Source organism: Pandoraea oxalativorans, from assembly GCF_000972785.3.
GTDB lineage: Bacteria > Pseudomonadota > Gammaproteobacteria > Burkholderiales > Burkholderiaceae > Pandoraea > Pandoraea oxalativorans.
Window position 1 is genome coordinate 3,854,046 of record NZ_CP011253.3, and the last position, 20,742, is coordinate 3,874,787.

Here is a 20,742-nt window from a genome sequence, read left to right on the forward strand (position 1 = left end):
CCCGGCTAACGTGAGCGTCATTGCACGAATCCCTTCCTTCATGCCGCTCCCCACTACCGCCACCGCGCCCTTCTGCCCTGCCGAGGTCAAAGGCAGCATCGTCATCGACGCGCGCCAGTCGCGCTGGACCAAACTCAAACGCTTCGCCGGCCCCGGACTGCTCGTCGCCATCGGCTACATGGATCCCGGCAACTGGGCGACGGACATTCAGGCAGGATCGCAATTCGGCTACTCGCTGCTTTGGGTCGTGGCGCTCTCGAGTCTCGCCGCCATCTTTTTGCAGATGCTGGCAGCGCGTCTGGGACTGGTCGCCCGACGCGATCTTGCGCAGGCCAGCTACGAACGCTACGGTCGCACGGGCCGTTTTGTCCAATGGATCACGGCCGAGATTTCCATCATTGCGTGCGATATCGCCGAAGTGCTCGGCTGCGCTCTGGCCTTCAAGCTGCTGCTGGGCGTACCCATCGCGTGGGGGATCGTGCTCACCGCGCTCGACACGATGATCGTGCTGGGACTACAGGGCAAAGGCTTCCGTCAGATCGAAGCCATCGTTTTCGGATTGATCGGCACAATGGCGTTCTGCTTCATCGCACAGGTCGCGATGGTGCCGCCCGACTGGCACGCGGTGGCCGCAGGTCTTGTCCCGGGCGCGCCCAGTCACGACCGGCGCGACGCCATCGTATTGGCGCTGGGCATCGTCGGCGCGACGATCATGCCGCACAACCTGTACCTGCACTCTTCCGTCGTGCAGACCCGACGGGTCGTCGGCGGCAAGCGCGGCGACGTGCACGACACGCTCGCGTTAGTGCGCATCGATACCTGGGTCTCGCTGCTGATCGCCATGTGCGTGAATGCGGCCATTCTGATTCTTGCTGGCTCCGTCTTTCATGCCAGCGGCCAGACCAACGTCACCGATATCGAGCAGGCATATCAGTTGATCACGCCGATTGCGGGGGGTGCTGCCGCCTTCATGTTCGGCATCGCCTTGCTCGCGTCGGGACAAAGTTCGACACTGACGGGCACCATCGCCGGACAAGTCATCATGGACGGCTTCCTGCACTTGAAGATTCCGTGCTATCAGCGCCGACTGATTACGCGCGGACTCGCACTCGTGCCCGCGCTGATCGGGGTACTGTGGCTTGGCGACGGCGCAGTGGGCAAACTGCTCGTGTGGAGTCAGGTGCTGCTCAGCCTGCAACTGCCGTTTGCCATGTGGCCGCTCATTCGCTCGGTCAGCGATGCGCGTGTGATGAACGGCAATACGATCGGGCGTCCGACGCAGGTGTTCGCGTGGTGCCTTTTCGCCGTCATCACTGCAACCAACCTGTTGCTGATCTTCGGGCTGGGCTGAGATCGGCCAATGTCGACAGAAATGTCTCCAGACGATAGGGAAACTCACAAACTGCGGCGCCATTCCAGACGCGCCGCCGTCTCGTTTTCAACTTACAAACCGAGATCGCTCAACCCCGGATGGTCGTCGGGGCGACGCCCTTGCGGCCAGCGAAACAGCCGCTCATTCTCGGCAATGCGCGAATCGTTGATGCTGGCATGGCGCACGGCCATCAGCCCCTGCGCATCGAACTCCCAGTTCTCGTTGCCATACGAGCGGAACCAGTTACCCGAGTCGTCCCGCCATTCGTAGGCGAACCGCACCGCGATGCGGCTCTCGGCGAACGCCCACAACTCCTTGATAAGTCGATAGTCGAGTTCGCGCTGCCATTTGCGTGTCAGGAACTCGACGATCTGCTCACGCCCACGAGGAAACTCCGCACGGTTTCGCCAGCGGCTATCGACCGTATAAGCCAACGCAACTCGCGCCGGATCACGCGAGTTCCAGCCATCCTCGGCCATGCGAACTTTCTGAATTGCGGTCTCCCGGGTGAACGGCGGAAACGGCGGGCGTGCTTCAATATCTGCCACGGCGATGCTCCTATCAGAAACGTGAGGGGAACGACTTCCCGAGTGTATCGCCAAGCCACATTCGCCGCTTGGCTCGGGGTCCGTAGGACGCAAGTGGGCGTCACAACGCGTCGAAAACGCGTGCTACCATCAGCCCCCCTTACCAACGCTTACTACGAGCGATAAACAGCTTTAAAGAGGTAAGGGCTTCAGATGTCCGCTTCGGACCGGTGCCACAACGCATCACCCGGCGGGTAACAACACACTCAGGGGTATCACCGTGCAGAAAAGGAAGTCCAGCATTGCGCTGCTCAGCGCTGCCATGCTCTCTGTGGCCGTGCTCGGCGGTTGCGCCACCGAAAGCTCGCGTACCGTGGAAGTCGCCAAGGTCGAGAGTGCCAGCCGTCCGTACGTTGGCGTGCGCACGCCGATCGCTGTCGGTAAGTTCGACAACCGTTCCGCGTACATGCGCGGCGTTTTTTCCGATAACGTCGACCGCCTCGGCAGCCAGGCCAAGACGATTCTGATAACCCATCTGCAACAGACCCAGCGCTTCAACGTGCTCGACCGCGACAACATGGCCGAGATCCGTCAGGAAGCCGACATCAAGAAGACGCAACAGACGCTCAAGGGCGCCGATTACGTGATCACCGGCGATGTGGTCGAGTTCGGGCGCAAGGAAGTGGGCGACAAGCAACTGTTCGGCATTCTCGGCCGTGGCCGCGAGCAGATCGCTTACGCAAAGGTCAACCTGAACGTCGTCGATATCGCGACGTCGGAGGTTGTCTACTCGAGCGGCGGCGCGGGCGAATTCGCACTCTCCAATCGCGAAGTCATCGGCTTCGGCGGTACTGCGGGCTACGACTCCACGCTCAATGGCAAGGTGCTTGACCTCGCCATGCGCGAAGCCGTCGACAAGCTCGTCGCCGGCATCGAGAGCGGTGCCTGGAAGCCGGGCAAGTAAGCGCACCGACACCCTTTTTTGCAGCATGCCGTAGCGCGTGATTCGTCACGCGCTCGACCTTGCACGTCATAGGTGAGCGCGTACCGATCGCAGGCACCGAACGCGCAGGTCACGGCATGCCCGTCAGGACTTCTATTGTCATGAATCGCACGTTCTCGTCCGGTCGCATCGATGGCATCGATGGCATCGATGGCATCGCCGACACTCATCGCCTCAACGGCATCCGCCGTTATGGTCGAATCGCCGTCGCAGCCATCGCCGGCAGCGTCATCCTCGCACTCTCCGGCTGCGCCACACCGCCCAAGCCGCTGTACGACTGGGAAGGCTACCAGCCGCAAGTCTACGAATACTTCAAGGGCGAATCGAAGGAAGCCCAGATCATTGCGCTGGAGCGCGATCTGGAGAAGATCAAGGCATCCAATCACGCTGCGCCCCCCGGGTATCACGCTCACCTCGGCCTGCTCTACGCCTCGGTCGGCAAGTCCGACAAGATGGTCGAAGAGTTCCAGATCGAAAAGCAACTGTTCCCCGAATCGGCCAGCTACATCGACTTCCTGCTTAAGAACAAGACCCCGGAGGCCAAGCAATGATCGCCCGACTCTGCAAATGGATGGCCGTCGCCGCACTGGCCGCCCTGATGACCGGCTGCGCTGTGCATCAGGCCAAGCCGTATGACTACACCGCGTTCAAGGAAAGCAAGCCGAAGTCGATTCTCGTGCTGCCGCCGCTCAACGAATCGCCGGATATCGACGCGACCTACAGCGTGCTCTCGCAAGTGACGGTGCCGCTGGGCGAAGCCGGTTACTACGTGATGCCGGTGACGCTGGTCGACGAGTCGTTCCGTCAAAACGGCCTGACCGTCGCCGGTGACATCCATCAGGTCAGCCCGGCCAAGCTGCGTGAGATCTTCGGTGCGGACGCTGCGCTCTACATCAAGATCAATCAGTACGGCACGAAATACATGGTGCTCGACAGCGCCACCGTCGTGACGGTCTCGGCCGAACTCATCGATCTGCGTAACGGTGCGAAGCTGTGGAGCGGTGCGGCCAGCGCGTCGAACAATGAGGGCAATAACAGCGGTGGCGGCGGGTTGATCGGCATGCTGGTCACGGCGGCCGTCAAGCAGATCGTCAACAGCGTGTCGAACGCCGGTTATACGGTCGCAGGCACAGCCAATGCGCGACTGCTGTCCGCCGGACGTCCCAACGGCATGCTCTACGGTCCGCGTTCGCCGAAGTACGGCACCGACTGACCGGGCAATCCGATCAGCGCCGGTCAGCGCCGGGGAGTGACCGGCACTGACCGGCACGTCTTAAGACGCGATCCACGTCGCCGCCAAGTCCAGCGCTGCGCGGCGACGACTTACACTCACTAATGCCCGGCGCTCACATCACCAACGTCGTTCAGACCGGCAGCACACGCAAGTGGGTCAACGAGTCCGGTGGATCGCTCAATGCGACGAGCGATAACTAAGGCAACATCGGATCGGGCGGACGCAGTGTGCAGGTCGCACATGCGACCTGCACCTGGTCCGTCAACGACAACGGCTCGTATTGCGTCAACCTGGAATGGCGAGCGCTCACCGAAACTGGTGCCGCTTCATGTTCAAGGTGGGCGACAAGTACTACGGCGTCACCTCTCTGGCCAACGGAGCGGCGATCGCGACCGAGTGCAGCATCGAAAAATGATCTGATGCGACGACGCGATGGCGACGCCGTAAACGACAAAGCCCGCCAAATTGGCGGGCTTGTGTGGCCAATCCCGGAACAGCGGGAATGGCGTCCGGACTCACGGTTGGGCGCCGTCGCACGTCATCACAACGATGACGGGAATCGCCCGATAAGACGATCGACTTGCCTGGTTGCGCCAGCAGCGACCGCTCGTCCGGAAGGACTTCTGACTTACTTAGTAACCGGCGGTTTCGAGCGCGCGGATACGTTGTTCCAGCTCAATGATGTCCTTCGACTCAGCCAGGAATGCTTCACGACGACGGCGCTCAGCAGTTTCAAACCAAGTGTTCACGACTTCAAACAGGGCGGCAAACATGACGTTTCTCCAATTCATTAGTGTGCTGCATCGCAGCAGTGCTTCGCATTATATAGGGTTTTCCCGTTAAGGGTTAGCCCCTATATGGGAAAAACCAACAAATTCTGCTAGAGCATCACTTCGAATGGAGTCAATTCCAAACAATAATATTAAAAATCAACAACATAAGCAAAAATCAAAACACCAAAACGACCGCCTGCGGCATGCCGTCGCACGGCACAATCAAAATTCGAAAGACAAAAAAAGCGCCGCTGTTGCGGCGCGCCATCCAGAAAAATAAAGCTTGTCATGGGACGGGTCCGTACCGTCCCGCGACTGACGCGACCTCGGCATCCTTACGGCCCGTGGCGCGCGACCTGGGGGTCACCGTCGCCTGCCGCCCCGCCGCTGGGTGCCCCCGCGGTCGAAGTGGTCGACACGGCACCCGATTGTGTCGCGGTGCCGCAAGTGGCCTCTGCATCCGTCGCGCAATCGCGCTTTGCTGCCAGATTGCCGGGCAGATCCGCCGACGCCAGCCCTTCCAGAATCGGGCAGTCAGGGCGGTCGTCGCCGTGGCAATGCATCGCAAGATGCGAGAGCGTGTCGCGCATGGCGACCAGTTCGCCGATGCGCTGGTTAAGTTCGTCCACATGGGACTGCGCAAGCGCCTTGACTTGCGCGCTGGAGCGGCCCCGGTCCTGCCAGAGCGCCAGCAACTGGCGAATCTGGTCGATACCGAAACCGAGCCGACGCGCCTGACGAATGAACCGGAGCAGATGCAGATCCTGCTCGCCATATCGTCGGTAACCTGCCTCGGAGCGAGGGCTCGGAGGCATCAGGCCGATACTCTCGTAGTACCGGATCATCTTGGCCGTTACGCCGCTGGCCTGCGCCGCTTGTCCGATGTTCATGGCTACCTCACTGGGGGGAACGAGGGTTGAACGACGGGAGAGAGAAACCGTTCATGTCCTTTTCGGTATCCGACGGCACGAGTCGGGCACTGATCGGCGCATGATCGGAAATCCGTGACCAGGGGCGCCCGTGCAAGACTTGCGCCCCTTCGATATGAAAGCCGCGTGCGTAAATGCGGTCAAGTCGCAACAGCGGCAATCCACTCGGAAAACTGCGTGCCGGACGTCCGGCACTGTTTTGAAACACCTCCGTCAACGCCAGCTTGTCGGCCAGCAAACGGTCCGCCTGATTGCTCCAGTCGTTGAAATCGCCCGCGATGATCAGCGGCGCATCCGCAGGAATGGCATCGGCCACCCGCTCCGTCAACATTTCGAACTGACGCCGACGCCCCTGCCCTGCGAGCGACAAATGCACGCAGAGACAGTGCAGCGGCTGAGGCAGCCCCGGCACGGCGATTTCGCAATGAAGCATGCCCCGCTTCTCGAAACTATAGGTCGTGATGTCGTGATTGTCCGATTTGACGATCGGATAACGACTCAAAATCGCATTGCCGTGGTGCCCATGCTCATAGACCACATTGCGTCCGTAAGCATGATCGCGCCACATCGCGCCTGCCAGAAACTCGTGTTGAGGCTGTACCGGCCAGTTGGTGTGGCGCACCGCGTGTCGCTGATGCATGCCCTGCACTTCCTGCAGGAAGACGAGATCCGGTGCGAGCCCCTCCAGCCCCGCGCGCAGTTCGTGGACGCGCAAGCGGTTGAACGCGGAAAAGCCCTTGTGGATGTTGTAACTCGCAATATGCAGACTATTCATAGGCGGCAGCATTGACTCCGTGCCAGAAGACAGACGATATCACCTAGATGATGTCGCTTTCGGCGAATTTCAAGTCAGGTGAAATCCGGGCGACGCATCGGAAGGTTGCTTCCAGTACGTCGCCCCCGATCGTTTCATTATGCGCCGTTCACCTTATGCCCGTGGGAACCCTCTCAGACGCCCGCCCGGCGGGCCTCACCAACGGCATCCGACTTTCCGGTGCTGCCTGCCGACATGGGTGTCACCCCCTGATCGGCAGGACGCCAGCGGCGCAACAACAGCGCATTACTGACGACACTGACGCTACTGAGCGCCATCGCCGCCCCGGCAATCACGGGACTGAGCATGCCAAACGCCGCGAGCGGAATCCCCACAACGTTGTACGCAAACGCCCAGAACAGGTTCTGCCGGATTTTCGACCACGTGCGGCGGGACACATCGATGGCGTCGGCGACCCGCTGCGGGTCGCCACGCATCAGCGTGATGCCCGCCGTCTGCATCGCCACGTCCGTGCCCGAGCCCATGGCAATGCCAACGTCGGCGGCAGCCAGGGCCGGTGCGTCGTTGATCCCGTCGCCGACCATGGCTACGACCGCGCCATCGCGTTTGAGTTGCGCGATGACCTCCGCCTTGTGTTCCGGCAGAACATCGGCATGCACCTCGTCGAGCCCCAGCGCGTTGGCGACCGCCTTCGCGCTCCCTGCGTTATCGCCCGTCACCATCACACAGCGCACACCCAGCGCGTGCAGGCGGTCGACGGCAGGACGGGCCGTTGCCTTGAGCGTATCGCCGAACGCGAGCAGACCGAGCAGGCGAGCGCCGCGAACACGCGCGTGCGCAACATCGCCCGCGACTTCACCCGAGCCATCACTCCCCGTCTCAACCAGCCACGAGACAGTCCGTCCCTCGCCCGCCAACCGCACGGCTTCCGACGCCAGCGCGCCCTGCGAGATTCCGAGTTCGTCGAGCAATCGCGCATTGCCCAACTGGAGCGTGTGACGACCGCTCATCGAATCGCCCGGAACACCCGCGCCTTGCACTTCCTGAATGTCGGCCCGCATACCGCGTCCCGGCAATGCGGCAATGTCGGAGGCGACCGGTACCACCGAAGCCAGCCCGGCCTCTTCGGCCGCCGTCGTCACGGCCTTGGCCAACGGGTGAGAACTTCCCGACTGCACCGCAGCGGACCACCGCAGCAGCGTGTCGGCGCTTGTGCCTTCCACTGGCAAATGCGCGACGAGACGCGGCTTGCCTTGCGTCAACGTCCCCGTCTTGTCGAACGCCACGACGTTGATCCGGTGCGCCAGTTCCAGCGCCTCGGCGTCTTTGATCAGGATGCCTTGTCGCGCGGCCGCCCCGGTACCGACCATGATCGCCGCCGGCGTGGCCAGCCCCAATGCACATGGACAGGCGATGACCAGTACCGCGACAGCATTAAGCAGCGAGGCCTCAAGACCGAGGCCCAGCGCCCAACCCGCGATCACCGTCACAACGGCAATCACCACGACCACCGGAACGAAAACCGCCGCCACACGATCCACGGCGCGCTGGATCGGCGCTTTGCCCGCCTGCGCGTCCTCGACCATACGAATGATGCGGGCCAACGCCGTATCGGCCCCCACCGCCGTGGTTTCCACACGCAAAGTGCCTGCACCGTTGATCGAACCGCCGACGACCTCGTCGCCGTCGGCCTTGTCGATCGGCAACGGCTCCCCGGTCAGCAACGATTCGTCGAGCTGGCTCGCGCCATCGCGGATCACACCGTCGACCGGCACACGCTCACCGGCGCGCACCACAACCCAGTCGCCCACCTTCACCTGTGACAGCGGCACCGAGATTTCGCTTGCTGCGCCGTGCGGGTCACGCACGACACGCGCCGTCTCCGGACGCAGCGCCGCCAACGCCCGAATCGCTTCCACGGTCCGCCGCTTTGCCCGCGCTTCGAGCCACTTGCCCAGCAGCACCAGCGTGATCACCACCGCCGCCGCTTCGAAATACAAATGCGGCATGCTGCCCGCCGGTGCACGCCACCACTCGTACAAGCTAAGGCCGTAGGCCGCCGACGTGCCCAACGCCACCAGCAAGTCCATATTGCCACTACCGGCACGCACCGCCTTGTAACCTGCCCGGTAGAAGCGCGCGCCTAACCAGAACTGCACCGGGGTCGCGAGTAGCCACTGCGCCCACGGCGGCGGCATCAGATGCACGCCGAACGGCTCGACAAGCATCGGCAGCAACAACGGCAACGACAGCACTGCGGCAACCGCCACCGGCCACCATGCCGGACCGGTCTGCGTCGATGCCGCTTGCGCCGGGTCGGTGACAACCGATGCCTCGTACCCCGCCTTCTCGGCCGCAGCACTCAGCATCGCAACATCGACCACCCCACGCACGCCACGCACCGCCGCGCGCTCGGTCGCCAGATTCACGTTCGCTTCGACCACGCCCGGCACATTGCGCAACGCCTTTTCCACGCGCCCCGCGCACGAAGCGCAGGTCATGCCGCCGATGGCCAGTTCGAACGATAGCTCCGCAACCTGATACCCGGCGTCGCTCACGGCGGCTTCAACCGCCCCCAGTAGCGCGGCCGGCGCGACGTCTGCCGCCGCCTCCACCGCAGCCGTCTCGGTCGCAAGGTTCACATTGGCGCTTGCCACACCGGGCGTGCGCCGCAAGGCCTTCTCCACCCGCGTCACGCACGATGCGCAGGTCATGCCTTCAATACCAACCGACCAGTTCTGAGTCATTTATAGGCCTCCAGGAGGACTGTCATCATGCGTCACAGCATAGACCTTGCCATGACAGGAAGGTCAAGCGCTGTGCGGCAACTTGTCACGCTTTCCGGCGGAAACAGCATGCCCCCCCCGTCACACTTCAACGATAGCGCCACCGGAACCGGCCATGTTTGGGGGACGTCCGACCCGATAGGCGATTCGTCTGAAAAAAGCGCTTGAGCTTACCTCTATGGGAAGGTCTATCATCCATTCACCTGATCAGTGTCACCGTCAACTGAATCGTCTTTCAAGGAGAGCAACATGCAAGTCCAAGTCGAAGGTATGAGCTGCGGCCATTGCGTCAAAGCCGTCACGCGTGCGATCACCGAGCTGGATGCCGACGCGAAGGTCAACGTCGATCTGGGCGCTGGCCGCGTAGACGTTCAAAGCGACCTGTCGCCCGCAGAAGTCAGCGCGGCCATTACCGACGCCGGTTACACCGTCAAAGGCACCAGCGTCTGATTGAATGACGGCTGACCCGCGCCCCCGGTTGGCCCGAACTTCGTTCGACGGACAGCGGACGGACCCGGCCGACGGACCCGGCCGACGCACTCAGCCGACACCATCAGCCCGCATCAAGCACGGCCACAAGAGGCACTTCGCTTCTTGTGGCCGATGTGCAATCCCACGCGCCCGGCGCGGCCTTGCCTGCAGACTTCTCCCACCCTGTGCTACGCTCTGTCTCGCCGCATACGTAATGACGCCGCGCAATGCGTAACTACCACGCGATGCAACGCAACGTTCGTACGGCATACACGTCTTCAGGGCGGGGTGAGAGTCCCCACCGGCGGTATGTGACGCCACGCAGTTCGCTGCGTCGTCATGAGCCCGCGAGCGCTTGTCACCGTCGCTTTCGCGACATCGGCAGGGTCAGCAGATCTGGTGCGAAGCCAGAGCCGACGGTCATAGTCCGGATGAGAGAAGATGCGTCGATACCCGCGTGCTATGGGATGCCGTCCCATGGCGACGTCCGTTCGCATGCCCCGAAAACGTTTTTCGCCCGATTGACTTACGCGAGGAGCGTTTCATGTCCACCAGTACCCGCAATACCCAAGCTGTTTCGCACGACACCCCCTCCACCGCCTCGACCGACGACCTGCATGCCTACCCGGCATTCGTCGACCTGCCGCCGGTGGAAGTCCGTCTGCGCGCTGCGCTCGACGCCATGCGCGAAGGCCGTCCCGTCATTCTGATGGACGATCTGGACCGCGAGAACGAAGCCGATCTGATCGTCGCCGCCGAGAAAATCACGCCCGCCACGATGGCCATGCTGATTCGCGAATGCAGCGGCATCGTCTGCCTGTGTCTGCCCGACGAGACGCTGCGCCGTCTCGATCTGCCGCCCATGGTCGAGCAGAACCAGAGCCGTTACGGCACCGCCTTTACGGTGACGATCGAAGCGCGTCAGGGCGTGAGTACCGGCGTTTCCGCTGCCGACCGCGTCACCACGATCCGCGCAGCCATCGCCGACGACGCACAGCCCTCCGACCTCTCCCGCCCCGGCCACGTGTTCCCGCTGCGCGCGCAGCCGGGCGGTGTGCTCACGCGTCGCGGTCACACGGAAGGCTCTGTCGATCTGGCGATCCTCGCTGGCTTGAAACCGGCAGCCGTGCTGTGCGAACTGATGAATCCGGACGGGACGATGACCCGTGGCGCCGATATCGAGCGCTTCGCCAAGCAGCACGATCTGCCGATTCTGACCATCGACGAGCTGGCCACCTACCGCCTCAGCCACGCGCAAGCCGCCTGAGCGTACGCCGTCCGCTGGCGACGGCCCCTGCGGCAATGGCACACCCCGCCGTTGCCGCGTCACTTCCGTCGGACCACCGGCATCCTCGTCACTTATCGGTCGACGCTTCCCTCTAACGCGAAACGCACATCCGGACGCAGCGACTTCTATAATCGCTGACAAGCCGATTGCCTAGCATCATAAAAGTTACGAGGAAGACGTCATGAGCACTAAACCGGAAGCCGCCGCCGTTCTGGCGCAATGGGAAGCCGACGAAGCCGCCGTGCGCGAGCGCATCACGCGCAATGGTCCGGCGCGTTATGGCGTCGCGACGCCATCCGACGTGATCGGCCTGACCGGCCAGGAAATCTTCGACGCGATGTTCGACGGTAAGCTGCCGATGCCGCCGATCAGCGAGACGCTGGGTTTCATTGCCGTGGAAGTCGCCAATGGCCGCGCTGTGTTTCAGGGACGTCCGGCGCTGCCCTATTACAACCCGCTCGGCTCCATCCACGGCGGTTGGTTTGCTACGCTGCTCGACTCGGCCGTTGCCTGCGCGATCCATTCGACGCTACCCGCCGGACGCAGCTACACCACGCTGGAACTCAAGACGAACATGGTCCGCGCCCTCACGCGCGACGTGCCTGTCGTGCGCGCCGAAGGCAAGGTCATTCAGGCGGGTCGTCAGGTCGGGATTGCGGAAGGCCGCATCGTCGGGCCGGACGGCACGCTCTACGCGCACGCCACGACGACCTGCCTGATCTTCGATTTCCCGCCGAAGAAGGCATAAGAGGCAGGCGGAAAAACCAGGCGTAAAAAGCAGGCATGCGTCAGGCATCGCCCTGAAGAAAAAGCCCGTCGATATATTCCAGCACCACTCGGCGCTTGAAGGCCTCGTTGTACTTCGTCATGAAAAAACCCCCAAACGTTGGATTTATGGCCAACTCTTGGGGGTCGCTTCACCGGCGGGCTTCTTGACTTCGTCGCGTGATCACCCGTCACGCATCCCTCAGTGCATCAGTGTGACGGCGATCCCCCGCCACCATGCTCGCCATCGGGCTGATGTTCGAGCGTCTCTTTGAGCGCGATCTGAAGCTTGGCGTGCATACGCACGAACCAGCTACGCATAATGACCGCGAGCACCAGCGTGCCCGCCACGATCAGCACGATCATTTCGGTCGACGGCAGGATGCTCGCCGAGAGCGCCGCCACCAGCAGAATGACGCCCACCATCGCGGCAATCGGCAGAATCTCCGCAACCACGCGACGCACCTCGAAGGTGTAGCGCCCCGTGAGACTCGGCGGGATCGACAACTCCACGAGCAGCAACGACAGCGACTTGAGCTTGCGGTACACCGCAATCAGGAACGGCAGCGAGAGCACCAGCGCCCCGCCCCAGACCACCGCACTTTGCAGACTCGGGTCCGAGACCCACGGCTTCATCAGATCGGCAAGACGGCGATAGAAGAACGCGCCACCGAGGAAGATCGTCACGACGAGCGCCAGATTGATCGCCACGCTCACCACGATACGACGCACGATGGTCACGATCGCCGCGCTGTCGCCCGTCAGTTGAATGCTTTGCAGCCACTGCGTGTACTGCCCGAGCACATAGGACAGACGCCCGGGCATCACGCGGCCCAGCCAGCCGGTGAACGGGTCGGCGCTCTTGATCAGATACGGCGTGAGCAGTGTGGTGATGACCGAGACGGCCACTGCAATGGGATACAGGAAGTCGCTGGTCACCTTCAGCGACAGGCCGAGCGACGCGATGATGAACGAGAATTCACCGATCTGCGACAGGCCCATGCCCACGCGCATCGACGTGCGACCGTCCTGCCCTGAGAGGTACGAGCCCAGCCCGCACGACACGATCTTGCCGACCACCACCGCCACCGTGATCACCAGAATCGGCCAGACGTACGTGACCAGCACGTGCGGGTCGAGCAGCAGGCCGATGGTCACGAAGAACACCGCACTGAACATGTCCCGCAACGGCGCAACCAGCCGTTCGATGGTGTGCAACTCCCGCGCTTCGGCCATGATCGCACCGATCAGGAACGCGCCGAGCGCCACACTGTAGCCCATCTGAATCACGAGCAGGCAGAAGCCGAAGCACAGGCCCAGCACCACGACCAGCAGCATTTCGTCGCTCTTGAATTTCGCCACATAGCCGAGGATGCGCGGCACGAGCAGAATGCCCACCACCAGCGACACGACCATGAACAGCAGCAGTTTGCCCAGCGTGAAGGTCGCTTCGCCCGCATCGACCTGACCGCTGATGGCGATGCCCGAGAGCAACGCGATCATGCCGATGGCCAGCACGTCTTCCACGATAAGCACGCCGAAGATCAACTGCGCAAAACGCTCGCGCTTCATGCCGAGTTCGTCGAGCGCCTTGACGATGATGGTCGTCGACGAGACGGCAAGCATCGCACCGAGGAAGATCGAATCCATCGCCTTCCAGCCGAAGAAACGACCGATCTCGTAGCCGATCCACAGCATCAGCACGATCTCGGTAATCGCCGCCACGAACGCCGTCACGCCCACCCGGGCGAGCTTGCGCAGGCTGAACTCCAGACCCAGCGAGAACATCAGGAACACGACACCGAGTTCGGCAAGGATCCCGATGGTCTTCTCGTCATGTATCAGCGCGAACGGCGGCGTGTACGGCCCGATGATCACGCCCGCCACGATGTAGCCGAGCACGACGGGCTGCCGGAACCGGTTGAAGATGACCGTCACGATGCCTGCCAGCAGCATGATGACGGCCAGATCCTGAATGAAGTCGATGGCGTGATGCATCCGATACGTTCTCCCCGCAGCGCGTTGCGCCGATGTTGATGTTCTTGACTCCACGCCGGTGACGCGCCGCGTCCCCCCCCCGGGAGACGCAGCGACAACACGAGACGTGATGCTTGATGAAGGTGGGAACTCGGCCGTGAGCAGCGTATGAGCTGCTTGCCTGCCGACTTGATAGACGTTGCGTTCGTTCGCCCGATTCACTGCGAGTCCGGACGGACCCGCCGCCGACCCCGTTGCCGACGCCCTCTCGTCTCGAGGGGCTCCGGTTCGGACACCGGAACGGAAAAGCCAACGAACATTCGGCCCAAAACGGGCGCCGAATCAATATACGCGATGGCCTGACACGCGCGCAACCCAAGATTGACGGGGGTTTTCATAAAAAATTCCCGTTTTTGCTCCCTCGCACGAAATTTTTTTTCTTGATTTTTGTCTCACCTCCTTGTGAAATATCACACAAATATCAATTGAATTTCACTGTGTGATTCCCTGGAGTGGTCGACGTATGAGTTCCTGTTTGTCTTTCACGGTGGCCGGTGACGGCGCTGCCCTTCGTCTCGACGTCAATGTCGACACCCTGATCATTGCCGGATGGGCCGGACGCGACCGGCACGCGCTCGAGCACCACATCGCCGAACTGGCGGCGCTGGGCGTGCGCCGTCCGTCGACGACCCCCTGCTTCTATCGCCTCGCCCCCGCCCTGCTCGCTCAGGGCGACGCAATCGACGTCGTCGGCGAGACGAGCAGCGGCGAAGCCGAATGCGTGCTGGTCCGTCACGGCGACGAACTGTTCGTAAGCGTCGGCTCGGACCATACCGACCGCGAGGTCGAAGCCTACGGCGTCACCGTCTCCAAGCAAGTCTGTGCCAAGCCCGTGGCACGCGAGGCATGGCGTTTTGCCGATGTCGCGGCGCATTGGGATCGATTGGGACTGCGCTCATGGGTGACGCGTGAGGGCGAGCGGCGTCTTTATCAGGAAGGCACGGTCGCAGGTCTGCTCTCGCCGCAGGAACTGATGGCCAAACTCGGGCCGGACGGCTTGCCCGCAGGCGCGGCAATGTTCTGTGGCACACTCGCTGCCATTGGCGGCGTGGTTGGCGGCGAGCAGTTCGAGATCGAACTGCACGACCCTGTCCTCGGCCGCACGATCCGGCACCGCTACGCCACGCAGGCGCTGGCGATTGCCGACTGACTGCCCCCAATCCGATGCCCAACGAGACACTTTTCGAGCCCCGCCAGACGGAAGTCGCGGGCGACGCCCACCGCATGCCGCCCGAACCGTCTGCGCCTCACGACGGCCGCAGCCTGACCGAGCGCGCCTACGAAGCCATCAAGCACGACATCATCACATTGCGTCTACGCCCCGGCGAAACGCTCAACGAAGCGCAATTGATGCAGTCGACGGGACTGGGACGCACACCTGTGCATCAGGCGATGCATCGTCTGGCACTCGAAGGGTTGTTGGTCATCCTGCCGCGCAAGGGGGCTATGGTCGCGCCCGTCTCGCTGAACGACGCACTCGAAATCATCGACGTGCGCATGGTCAACGAGACGTACTGCGTCGAGCTGGCCGCCCGCGCGGCAACGCCGGAGGATCTCGCCGCCATCGAGGCTGTTTTGGCGCGCTCGCGTGAGGCCATTGCGGCACGCGACGTCGCCGCCATGATGCGCATCGACCGCGAGTTCCATCTGGCGATCTCGCGCGCCTCGCGCAACCAGACGCTTGCCGAGCTGCTGCGCGGTCTGCACGAGCGCTCGCTGCGCTTCTGGTTTCTCGCCTTGTCGACGCCCAGCCATCTGGAAGGCGTCTACGAAGAACACCTCGAACTGTTTGAAGCGCTGGCCGCCCACGACGGCGAACGCGCCCGACGGGCGATTGCCCGTCACATCGAAGAATTCCGCACCCATATTCTGAAAGCGATCTGAACATGAGCCACGACGCCATCGATCTGCAACGTCCCCTGTCCGACCTCGCCGCCGCGCTCGACGCTGGCCGCACCACTAGCCGGGCCCTCACCGAGCAGGCGCTCGCCCGCATCGCCGATCCGGCCGGTCAGGGCAGTGTCGTCTTCACGCAGGTCGACGCACAAGCCGCCCGCGACGCCGCCGACGGCCTCGACGCCCTGCGTCGCGCCGGTGTCCGTTTGTCGCCGCTGATGGGCATTCCCGTCTCGGTGAAGGACCTGTTCGATGTGGCGGGTCAGGTCACGCGTGCAGGCTCCACGGTGCTCGCGGACGCCGCCCCCGCCACGCACGACGCACTGGCCGTCGCGCGTCTGCGCCGGGCAGGTGCCGTGATCGTCGGTCGCACCAACATGACCGAATTCGCCTTCTCCGGTCTCGGCCTGAATCCGCATTACGGCACGCCACGCTCGCCGTGGCAGCGTGAGGTCGGCCACATCGCCGGTGGATCGTCCTCGGGCGCGGCCGCTTCGGTGGCCGATGGCATGGCCGCCGTCGGCCTCGGCACGGATACCGGCGGTTCGATCCGTATTCCGGCCGCATTCTGTGGTCTGACGGGCTTCAAGCCGACGGCATCGCGTACGCCGCGCGACGGCGCGCTGCCGCTCTCGACCACGCTCGACTCCATCGGCCCCATCGGCCGCTCGGTCGATTGCTGCGCGTGGGTCGATGCGATTCTGTCGGACAACATCCCCAACGAAACACCGGCTGCGCCGCGCGACCTGCGCGGCATGCGCTTCGGCGTCTTGACGAATTTCGTGCTCGACGGCGCAGAACCCGTCGCGCTCGCCATTTACGAGCGCGCACTCGATACGCTCGCCAAGGCGGGGGCAACGCTCGTCGAGTTCAAATTCGCACCGTTCGACACCCTGCCCGCCATCAATCGTTTCGGCTTCTCGCCCATCGAGGCCTACGCATGGCATCGCAAGCTGCTGGCCGAGCGTGCGCACGGCTACGACCCGCGCGTGCTGGTGCGCATTCGTCGCGGCGAACCGGCAGGCGCAGCCGACTACATCGATCTGATCAACGCCCGCGCCGCACTCGTCGCGGCGGCGAATCCCGTGTGGCAAAGCTTCGACGCCGTGCTGTGCCCGACCGTGCCGCTCACGCCGCCGGCCATCGCACCGCTCGAAGCCAGCGATGAAACCTTCACCGCCACCAACGCCCTTGTGCTGCGCAATCCGACGGCCATCAACATGATCGACGGCTGCGCCTTCTCCCTGCCGTGCCAGGGTCAGGGCGAAGCCCCCATAGGCCTGATGGTCAGCGGCGCCACAGCCGACGACGCGCGCCTGTTCCCGGTCGCCCGCGCCATCGAACAGGCCCTGCGCCCGTCCCGCTGAGCGCAATCCTCAACTGGCGGGCGATTTCGGACAGAAATGCGCGCAAACGTCCGATTTCTCGGTGAAAAGTTCCGAAAAATCCCGCAATTTTTCATCTCACATGCGAATCGGGCTGGGGTTACAATCCCAGCCCAAGTGCCTGCCACCCGGCGTGATGCGGGGAATAGCGGGATTCGTGGGATTCGTGATGGCCTACCGCCTGAAGTGAAATGAACGCTCAACTCGACCCGGCTTTTCGCCGCGAACGTCTGCTGTATCTCTTGCTCACCGTGGTTTGCCTCGCCCTGCTGGGCGGCGCGCTGTACTTCCAGTACGTGCTTCACGAAGACCCGTGCCCGCTGTGCATTCTGGCGCGCTACGCGCTGGTGCTGATCGCGATCTTCGGTCTGGTCGGCGCGGTCTCGCGCGGCTGGGCAGGCATCAAGGTGGCACGCGTGCTCGCGGCGCTCTCGGCGATTGGCGGGATGGCCGCGTCTGCGTATCTCATCTACGTGCAGGCCAATCCGATGGTGAGCTGCGGCTACGACGTCGTCGAAGCGTTTGTGGACGCGCTTCCGACCTCGCGCCTGTTGCCGCAAGTCTTCCAGGTGCAGGGCATGTGCCAGACGATGTACCCCCCGATCCTCGGGCTGACGCTGCCGATATGGTCGCTCGCGGCATTCGTCGTGATCTTCCTCGCTCTGGCGCTGCATCGTCCGCGCCGCGCCATCTCGCTGCGCTAACGCGCGCTGCGTCCCGCCCAAACGCACAACGGCCGTCTGCCCCTCAGGGCGACGGCCGTTGGCTTTTCGGCGGACGGTCGAGCCGCCCGAACGGTCCGAACGATCCGAACGGTCCGAACGTCAGGGCCTCACCAGCGCCGGGGTCCGCTCCGCTGCGCCGCTGGCGGCGTCGAGTTCGGTGGCCACTTCCGCGATCCGCCGCCGCAGCCAGGTCACCTCGGGCGCGGCGTGCGTGCGCTCGTGCCACAGCTGATAGAAGCGCATTGGCGGGAAGTCGATCGGCGACGGCACCACGCGGATCGGCAGATAGCGCGCGTAATGCTGCGCAAACTGACGCCCCGTCGTAAACACCAGATCGGTGCGCATCAGCACGTACGGGACAAGTCCGAAGTACGGCATCGTCATCTGAATATTGCGACGCAGGCCCTGCTCGGCCAGAAAACCGTCGATGAAGCTCTGACGCTCGGCCACATACGGCATCGGCGCGAGGTGTGGCAATTCCAGGTAATGCTTGAGCGAGATGCCCTTGTTGGCCAGCGGATGCTGCGCGCCGAGCATGCAGACCACCTCGTCGTCGAACAGACGCGACATATGCAACTGCGGCGGCGGTTCCAGCCAGTTGCCGATCACCACGTCGAGCGAACCGTTTTCCAGTGCGCTCGCGTAGTCGAAACCGGCATTGATGGGTTGCACGTGCAGACGGGCCGACGGTGAGTCGCGGCGCAACACTTCGGCGATGTTGGGCAGGAAAACGGCGTCGAGATAGTCTGGCGCACCGAGCCGGAACGCCCGCGTGGTGGTCTGCGGCGCGAACTCGGTGCTCGGGTGCGTAATCCGTTCGATGGCGGCGAGCGCGTCGGTGGCGTAGCCCAGCAGTTCCCGACCGCGCTCGGTGGCGACCATGCCGCTCTTGCCGCGCACCAGAATGGCGTCGCCCGTGATCTCGCGCAGCCGTCGCAGCGAGTTGCTGATGGCCGGCTGCGACTGGCCGAGCTTGAGCGCGGCGCGCGACACGCTTTGTTCTGTGAGCAGCGTATAGAGTACCCGCAGCAGGTAGGCGTCGATCTGTTCGCGGGGTCTTTGCATGTGCGGGGGGCGCGCTGAAGGCGTGTTGAAGACCGGAAAACGGCGGGTTGAGCCGTAGTTTATGACAATGCCGGGTCATCGGGGCGTCCGAATAGCCATCATCATGGCGGCGAAATATTTCCCTGTGCCGCGAGTGCTATCTTCGGCTCATCCCCACGCTGGCCCTTAAAAAGACCAATGCAGCAACGCCGGCGCGCCCACAATTGCACTGCACTACACATGAGAATCATGGAGACACAAGCCATCCGCTTCTTTTACCGCGGCAAGGTGCACGAGGTCACTGGCGAAGCCACGACCCGCACCGTGCTTCAGTACACGCGCGAAGACCTGCACTGCACCGGCACCAAAGAAGGCTGTGCCGAGGGCGATTGCGGCGCTTGCACGGTCGTGATCGGCGAGTTGGCCAACGATGGCAATGTGGCGCTGCGCGCGGTCAACGCCTGCATCCAGTTCCTGCCCACGCTCGACGGCAAAGCCCTCTTCACGGTCGAAGACCTGCGCCACGCCGACGGCACGCTGCATCCGGTGCAGCAGGCGCTGGTGGATTGCCATGCCTCGCAGTGCGGTTTCTGCACGCCCGGCTTCGTGATGTCGCTATGGGCGATGTATCTGAACCGTCCGGTCGACGCCGGGTGCCCGAGCCGCCGCGAGATCGACGACGTCCTGTCGGGCAACCTGTGCCGCTGCACGGGCTACCGCCCCATCGTAGACGCCGCCCAGAAGATGTACGACCTGCCGCGTCACGAGTTCGACCGCAAGGCGCTCGCCGAGCAGTTGCAGGCGCTGCAACGCGGCGACACGCTCTCGTATGAGCACGACGGTCACGTCTTCCGCGCACCGCGCACGCTCGCCGAACTGGGCCGTCTGCGCGCCGCCTATCCGGACGCACGCATTCTCGCGGGCAGTACCGACGTCGGCCTGTGGGTGACGAAGCAATTCCGCGAACTGAAGCATCTGATCTACATCGGACAGCTGGCGGAACTGCGCGAGATCTCCGAGGGTCCGAACGGCATCTATGTCGGTGCGGGCGCCTTGCTCAACGATGCGTTCGATGCGCTCGTCAACCACTACCCGGATCTGGCCGAACTGCGTCAGCGCTTCGCCTCGTTCCCGATCCGCAACGCCGGGACACTGGGCGGCAACGTCGCGAACGGCTCGCCCATCGGTGACTCGATGCCCGCGCTGATCGTGCTCGGCACGCGCATCGTGCTGCACCGCGAAGGCGTGGTGCGTGAAATGCCGCTCGAAGACTTCTATCTCGCTTATCAGACGAACGCCCTCGAAGCGGGCGAGTTCGTGCAGGGGATTCGCGTGCCGCTGCCCGCATCGGCACAACGTTTTCGCACGTACAAACTCGCGAAACGCTTCGATCAGGACATCTCCGCCGTATGCGCTGCGTTCGCGATCGAACTCGACGGCGACATCGTGCGCTCGGCCCGTATCGCCTTCGGCGGCATGGCAGCGACGCCCAAGCGCGGCAGCGCCATCGAAGCCGCGCTGAACGGCCAGCCGTGGACAGAAGCGACCGTACGCGCTGGGATGGCCGCCCTGCCGACGGACTATCAGCCGCTCTCGGACATGCGCGCGACGAGCGCTTACCGACTGGCCGGTGCGCAGAATCTGCTGTATCGTTTTTTCCTGGAAACGCGCAACGACGCGCCGCTTGCGGCACACGAAGTCAACGCGTTCGCCAACGTCTAACCGGAGCCGC

General features: G+C 63.4%; 19 protein-coding genes, 1 pseudogene and 1 riboswitch. Of the genes and pseudogenes, 12 read left to right on the forward strand and 8 right to left on the reverse strand.

The annotated features are described in order from the left end of the window. Positions 1 to 40: 40 nt before the first annotated feature. Positions 41 to 1,351 carry an Nramp family divalent metal transporter gene (locus MB84_RS16945; RefSeq protein ID WP_046292606.1) on the forward strand — a complete coding sequence of 437 codons (1,311 nt, stop codon included), beginning with the start codon at positions 41 to 43 and terminating at the stop codon, positions 1,349 to 1,351. A gap of 92 nt (positions 1,352 to 1,443) precedes the next feature. Here MB84_RS16945 and MB84_RS16950 read toward each other — a convergent pair whose 3' ends face one another. Then, entirely contained in the window at positions 1,444 to 1,851 is a 408-nt protein-coding gene (locus MB84_RS16950; RefSeq protein WP_425415915.1) for a nuclear transport factor 2 family protein, read from the reverse strand. A 370-nt stretch (positions 1,852 to 2,221) separates the two neighbouring features. On the opposite strand from MB84_RS16950, the gene MB84_RS16955 reads away from it, so the two are divergent. From MB84_RS16955 to MB84_RS16965, 3 genes are all read left to right on the forward strand, one after another. After that, positions 2,222 to 2,863 (forward strand): CsgG/HfaB family protein, encoded by a 642-nt coding sequence (locus MB84_RS16955; RefSeq protein ID WP_046292608.1) that lies wholly within the window; start codon positions 2,222 to 2,224, stop codon positions 2,861 to 2,863. 140 nt (positions 2,864 to 3,003) lie between these two features. After that, positions 3,004 to 3,453: a DUF4810 domain-containing protein gene (locus tag MB84_RS16960; protein ID WP_084009836.1), complete on the forward strand. Its 450-nt coding sequence runs from the start codon at positions 3,004 to 3,006 to the stop codon at positions 3,451 to 3,453. Then, entirely contained in the window at positions 3,450 to 4,115 is a 666-nt protein-coding gene (locus MB84_RS16965; protein WP_046292609.1) for a DUF799 domain-containing protein, read from the forward strand. The genes MB84_RS16960 and MB84_RS16965 overlap by 4 nt, the downstream gene beginning before the upstream one ends. A gap of 653 nt (positions 4,116 to 4,768) precedes the next feature. Here the strand turns inward: MB84_RS16965 and MB84_RS29975 are convergent. The 5 genes and pseudogenes from MB84_RS29975 to MB84_RS16980 form a co-directional block, all read right to left on the reverse strand. Further along, entirely contained in the window at positions 4,769 to 4,909 is a 141-nt protein-coding gene (locus tag MB84_RS29975; protein WP_072617503.1) for a DUF3563 family protein, read from the reverse strand. A gap of 149 nt (positions 4,910 to 5,058) precedes the next feature. Further along, positions 5,059 to 5,199, reverse strand: coding sequence for a hypothetical protein (locus tag MB84_RS29980; protein WP_157122769.1), 141 nt, complete (start codon positions 5,197 to 5,199; stop codon positions 5,059 to 5,061). Positions 5,200 to 5,406: 207 nt separating this feature from the next. Further along, a pseudogene (gene cueR, locus MB84_RS16970) lies at positions 5,407 to 5,799 on the reverse strand (Cu(I)-responsive transcriptional regulator); the annotation flags it as partial. A 7-nt stretch (positions 5,800 to 5,806) separates the two neighbouring features. After that, positions 5,807 to 6,613: an endonuclease/exonuclease/phosphatase family protein gene (locus tag MB84_RS16975; protein WP_065225799.1), complete on the reverse strand. Its 807-nt coding sequence runs from the start codon at positions 6,611 to 6,613 to the stop codon at positions 5,807 to 5,809. A gap of 173 nt (positions 6,614 to 6,786) precedes the next feature. Beyond that, positions 6,787 to 9,360, reverse strand: a complete 2,574-nt coding sequence (locus MB84_RS16980; RefSeq protein ID WP_046292610.1) for a heavy metal translocating P-type ATPase — start codon at positions 9,358 to 9,360, stop codon at positions 6,787 to 6,789. A 288-nt stretch (positions 9,361 to 9,648) separates the two neighbouring features. Between MB84_RS16980 and MB84_RS16985 the strand changes: the two genes are divergently transcribed. From MB84_RS16985 to MB84_RS16995, 3 genes are all read left to right on the forward strand, one after another. Further along, on the forward strand, positions 9,649 to 9,849 hold the full coding sequence (locus MB84_RS16985; protein ID WP_046292611.1) for a heavy-metal-associated domain-containing protein: 201 nt from the start codon (positions 9,649 to 9,651) through the stop codon (positions 9,847 to 9,849). A 291-nt stretch (positions 9,850 to 10,140) separates the two neighbouring features. Continuing rightward, positions 10,141 to 10,317, forward strand: a riboswitch (FMN riboswitch). A 97-nt stretch (positions 10,318 to 10,414) separates the two neighbouring features. Then, on the forward strand, positions 10,415 to 11,137 hold the full coding sequence (ribB, locus tag MB84_RS16990) for a 3,4-dihydroxy-2-butanone-4-phosphate synthase (protein WP_084009839.1): 723 nt from the start codon (positions 10,415 to 10,417) through the stop codon (positions 11,135 to 11,137). Positions 11,138 to 11,339: 202 nt separating this feature from the next. After that, complete coding sequence (locus tag MB84_RS16995; protein WP_046292612.1) at positions 11,340 to 11,906, forward strand: PaaI family thioesterase; 567 nt, start codon at positions 11,340 to 11,342, stop codon at positions 11,904 to 11,906. A gap of 227 nt (positions 11,907 to 12,133) precedes the next feature. Here MB84_RS16995 and MB84_RS17000 read toward each other — a convergent pair whose 3' ends face one another. Continuing rightward, positions 12,134 to 13,921, reverse strand: coding sequence for a cation:proton antiporter (locus MB84_RS17000; protein ID WP_046292613.1), 1,788 nt, complete (start codon positions 13,919 to 13,921; stop codon positions 12,134 to 12,136). Between the two features lie 502 nt (positions 13,922 to 14,423). Here MB84_RS17000 and MB84_RS17005 point away from each other — a divergent pair. From MB84_RS17005 to MB84_RS17020, 4 genes are all read left to right on the forward strand, one after another. After that, entirely contained in the window at positions 14,424 to 15,110 is a 687-nt protein-coding gene (locus tag MB84_RS17005; RefSeq protein WP_046292614.1) for a DUF2848 domain-containing protein, read from the forward strand. A 74-nt stretch (positions 15,111 to 15,184) separates the two neighbouring features. After that, positions 15,185 to 15,844 (forward strand): GntR family transcriptional regulator, encoded by a 660-nt coding sequence (locus tag MB84_RS17010; RefSeq protein WP_046293918.1) that lies wholly within the window; start codon positions 15,185 to 15,187, stop codon positions 15,842 to 15,844. Positions 15,845 to 15,846: 2 nt separating this feature from the next. Then, on the forward strand, positions 15,847 to 17,223 hold the full coding sequence (locus MB84_RS17015; protein WP_046292615.1) for an amidase: 1,377 nt from the start codon (positions 15,847 to 15,849) through the stop codon (positions 17,221 to 17,223). 209 nt (positions 17,224 to 17,432) lie between these two features. Further along, complete coding sequence (locus MB84_RS17020) at positions 17,433 to 17,945, forward strand: disulfide bond formation protein B (protein ID WP_046292616.1); 513 nt, start codon at positions 17,433 to 17,435, stop codon at positions 17,943 to 17,945. Positions 17,946 to 18,065: 120 nt separating this feature from the next. Here MB84_RS17020 and MB84_RS17025 read toward each other — a convergent pair whose 3' ends face one another. Beyond that, positions 18,066 to 19,031, reverse strand: a complete 966-nt coding sequence (locus MB84_RS17025) for a LysR substrate-binding domain-containing protein (RefSeq protein WP_046292617.1) — start codon at positions 19,029 to 19,031, stop codon at positions 18,066 to 18,068. Between the two features lie 228 nt (positions 19,032 to 19,259). Here MB84_RS17025 and xdhA point away from each other — a divergent pair, with 228 nt between their 5' ends. Further along, entirely contained in the window at positions 19,260 to 20,732 is a 1,473-nt protein-coding gene (gene xdhA / locus MB84_RS17030) for a xanthine dehydrogenase small subunit (RefSeq protein ID WP_046292618.1), read from the forward strand. Positions 20,733 to 20,742: the final 10 nt, after the last annotated feature.

What these genes read in the sequence shown, in the direction of transcription:
- MB84_RS16945 (WP_046292606.1), top strand. Translation starts at nt 41, where the DNA reads ATGCCGCTCCCCACTACCGCCACCGCGCCCTTCTGCCCTGCCGAGGTC.
- MB84_RS16950 (WP_425415915.1), bottom strand. Translation starts at nt 1,851, where the DNA reads ATGGCCGAGGATGGCTGGAACTCGCGTGATCCGGCGCGAGTTGCGTTG.
- MB84_RS16955 (WP_046292608.1), top strand. Translation starts at nt 2,222, where the DNA reads ATGCTCTCTGTGGCCGTGCTCGGCGGTTGCGCCACCGAAAGCTCGCGT.
- MB84_RS16960 (WP_084009836.1), top strand. Translation starts at nt 3,004, where the DNA reads ATGAATCGCACGTTCTCGTCCGGTCGCATCGATGGCATCGATGGCATC.
- MB84_RS16965 (WP_046292609.1), top strand. Translation starts at nt 3,450, where the DNA reads ATGATCGCCCGACTCTGCAAATGGATGGCCGTCGCCGCACTGGCCGCC.
- MB84_RS29975 (WP_072617503.1), bottom strand. Translation starts at nt 4,909, where the DNA reads ATGTTTGCCGCCCTGTTTGAAGTCGTGAACACTTGGTTTGAAACTGCT.
- MB84_RS29980 (WP_157122769.1), bottom strand. Translation starts at nt 5,199, where the DNA reads ATGACAAGCTTTATTTTTCTGGATGGCGCGCCGCAACAGCGGCGCTTT.
- MB84_RS16975 (WP_065225799.1), bottom strand. Translation starts at nt 6,613, where the DNA reads ATGAATAGTCTGCATATTGCGAGTTACAACATCCACAAGGGCTTTTCC.
- MB84_RS16980 (WP_046292610.1), bottom strand. Translation starts at nt 9,360, where the DNA reads ATGACTCAGAACTGGTCGGTTGGTATTGAAGGCATGACCTGCGCATCG.
- MB84_RS16985 (WP_046292611.1), top strand. Translation starts at nt 9,649, where the DNA reads ATGCAAGTCCAAGTCGAAGGTATGAGCTGCGGCCATTGCGTCAAAGCC.
- ribB (WP_084009839.1), top strand. Translation starts at nt 10,415, where the DNA reads ATGTCCACCAGTACCCGCAATACCCAAGCTGTTTCGCACGACACCCCC.
- MB84_RS16995 (WP_046292612.1), top strand. Translation starts at nt 11,340, where the DNA reads ATGAGCACTAAACCGGAAGCCGCCGCCGTTCTGGCGCAATGGGAAGCC.
- MB84_RS17000 (WP_046292613.1), bottom strand. Translation starts at nt 13,921, where the DNA reads ATGCATCACGCCATCGACTTCATTCAGGATCTGGCCGTCATCATGCTG.
- MB84_RS17005 (WP_046292614.1), top strand. Translation starts at nt 14,424, where the DNA reads ATGAGTTCCTGTTTGTCTTTCACGGTGGCCGGTGACGGCGCTGCCCTT.
- MB84_RS17010 (WP_046293918.1), top strand. Translation starts at nt 15,185, where the DNA reads ATGCCGCCCGAACCGTCTGCGCCTCACGACGGCCGCAGCCTGACCGAG.
- MB84_RS17015 (WP_046292615.1), top strand. Translation starts at nt 15,847, where the DNA reads ATGAGCCACGACGCCATCGATCTGCAACGTCCCCTGTCCGACCTCGCC.
- MB84_RS17020 (WP_046292616.1), top strand. Translation starts at nt 17,433, where the DNA reads ATGAACGCTCAACTCGACCCGGCTTTTCGCCGCGAACGTCTGCTGTAT.
- MB84_RS17025 (WP_046292617.1), bottom strand. Translation starts at nt 19,031, where the DNA reads ATGCAAAGACCCCGCGAACAGATCGACGCCTACCTGCTGCGGGTACTC.
- xdhA (WP_046292618.1), top strand. Translation starts at nt 19,260, where the DNA reads ATGGAGACACAAGCCATCCGCTTCTTTTACCGCGGCAAGGTGCACGAG.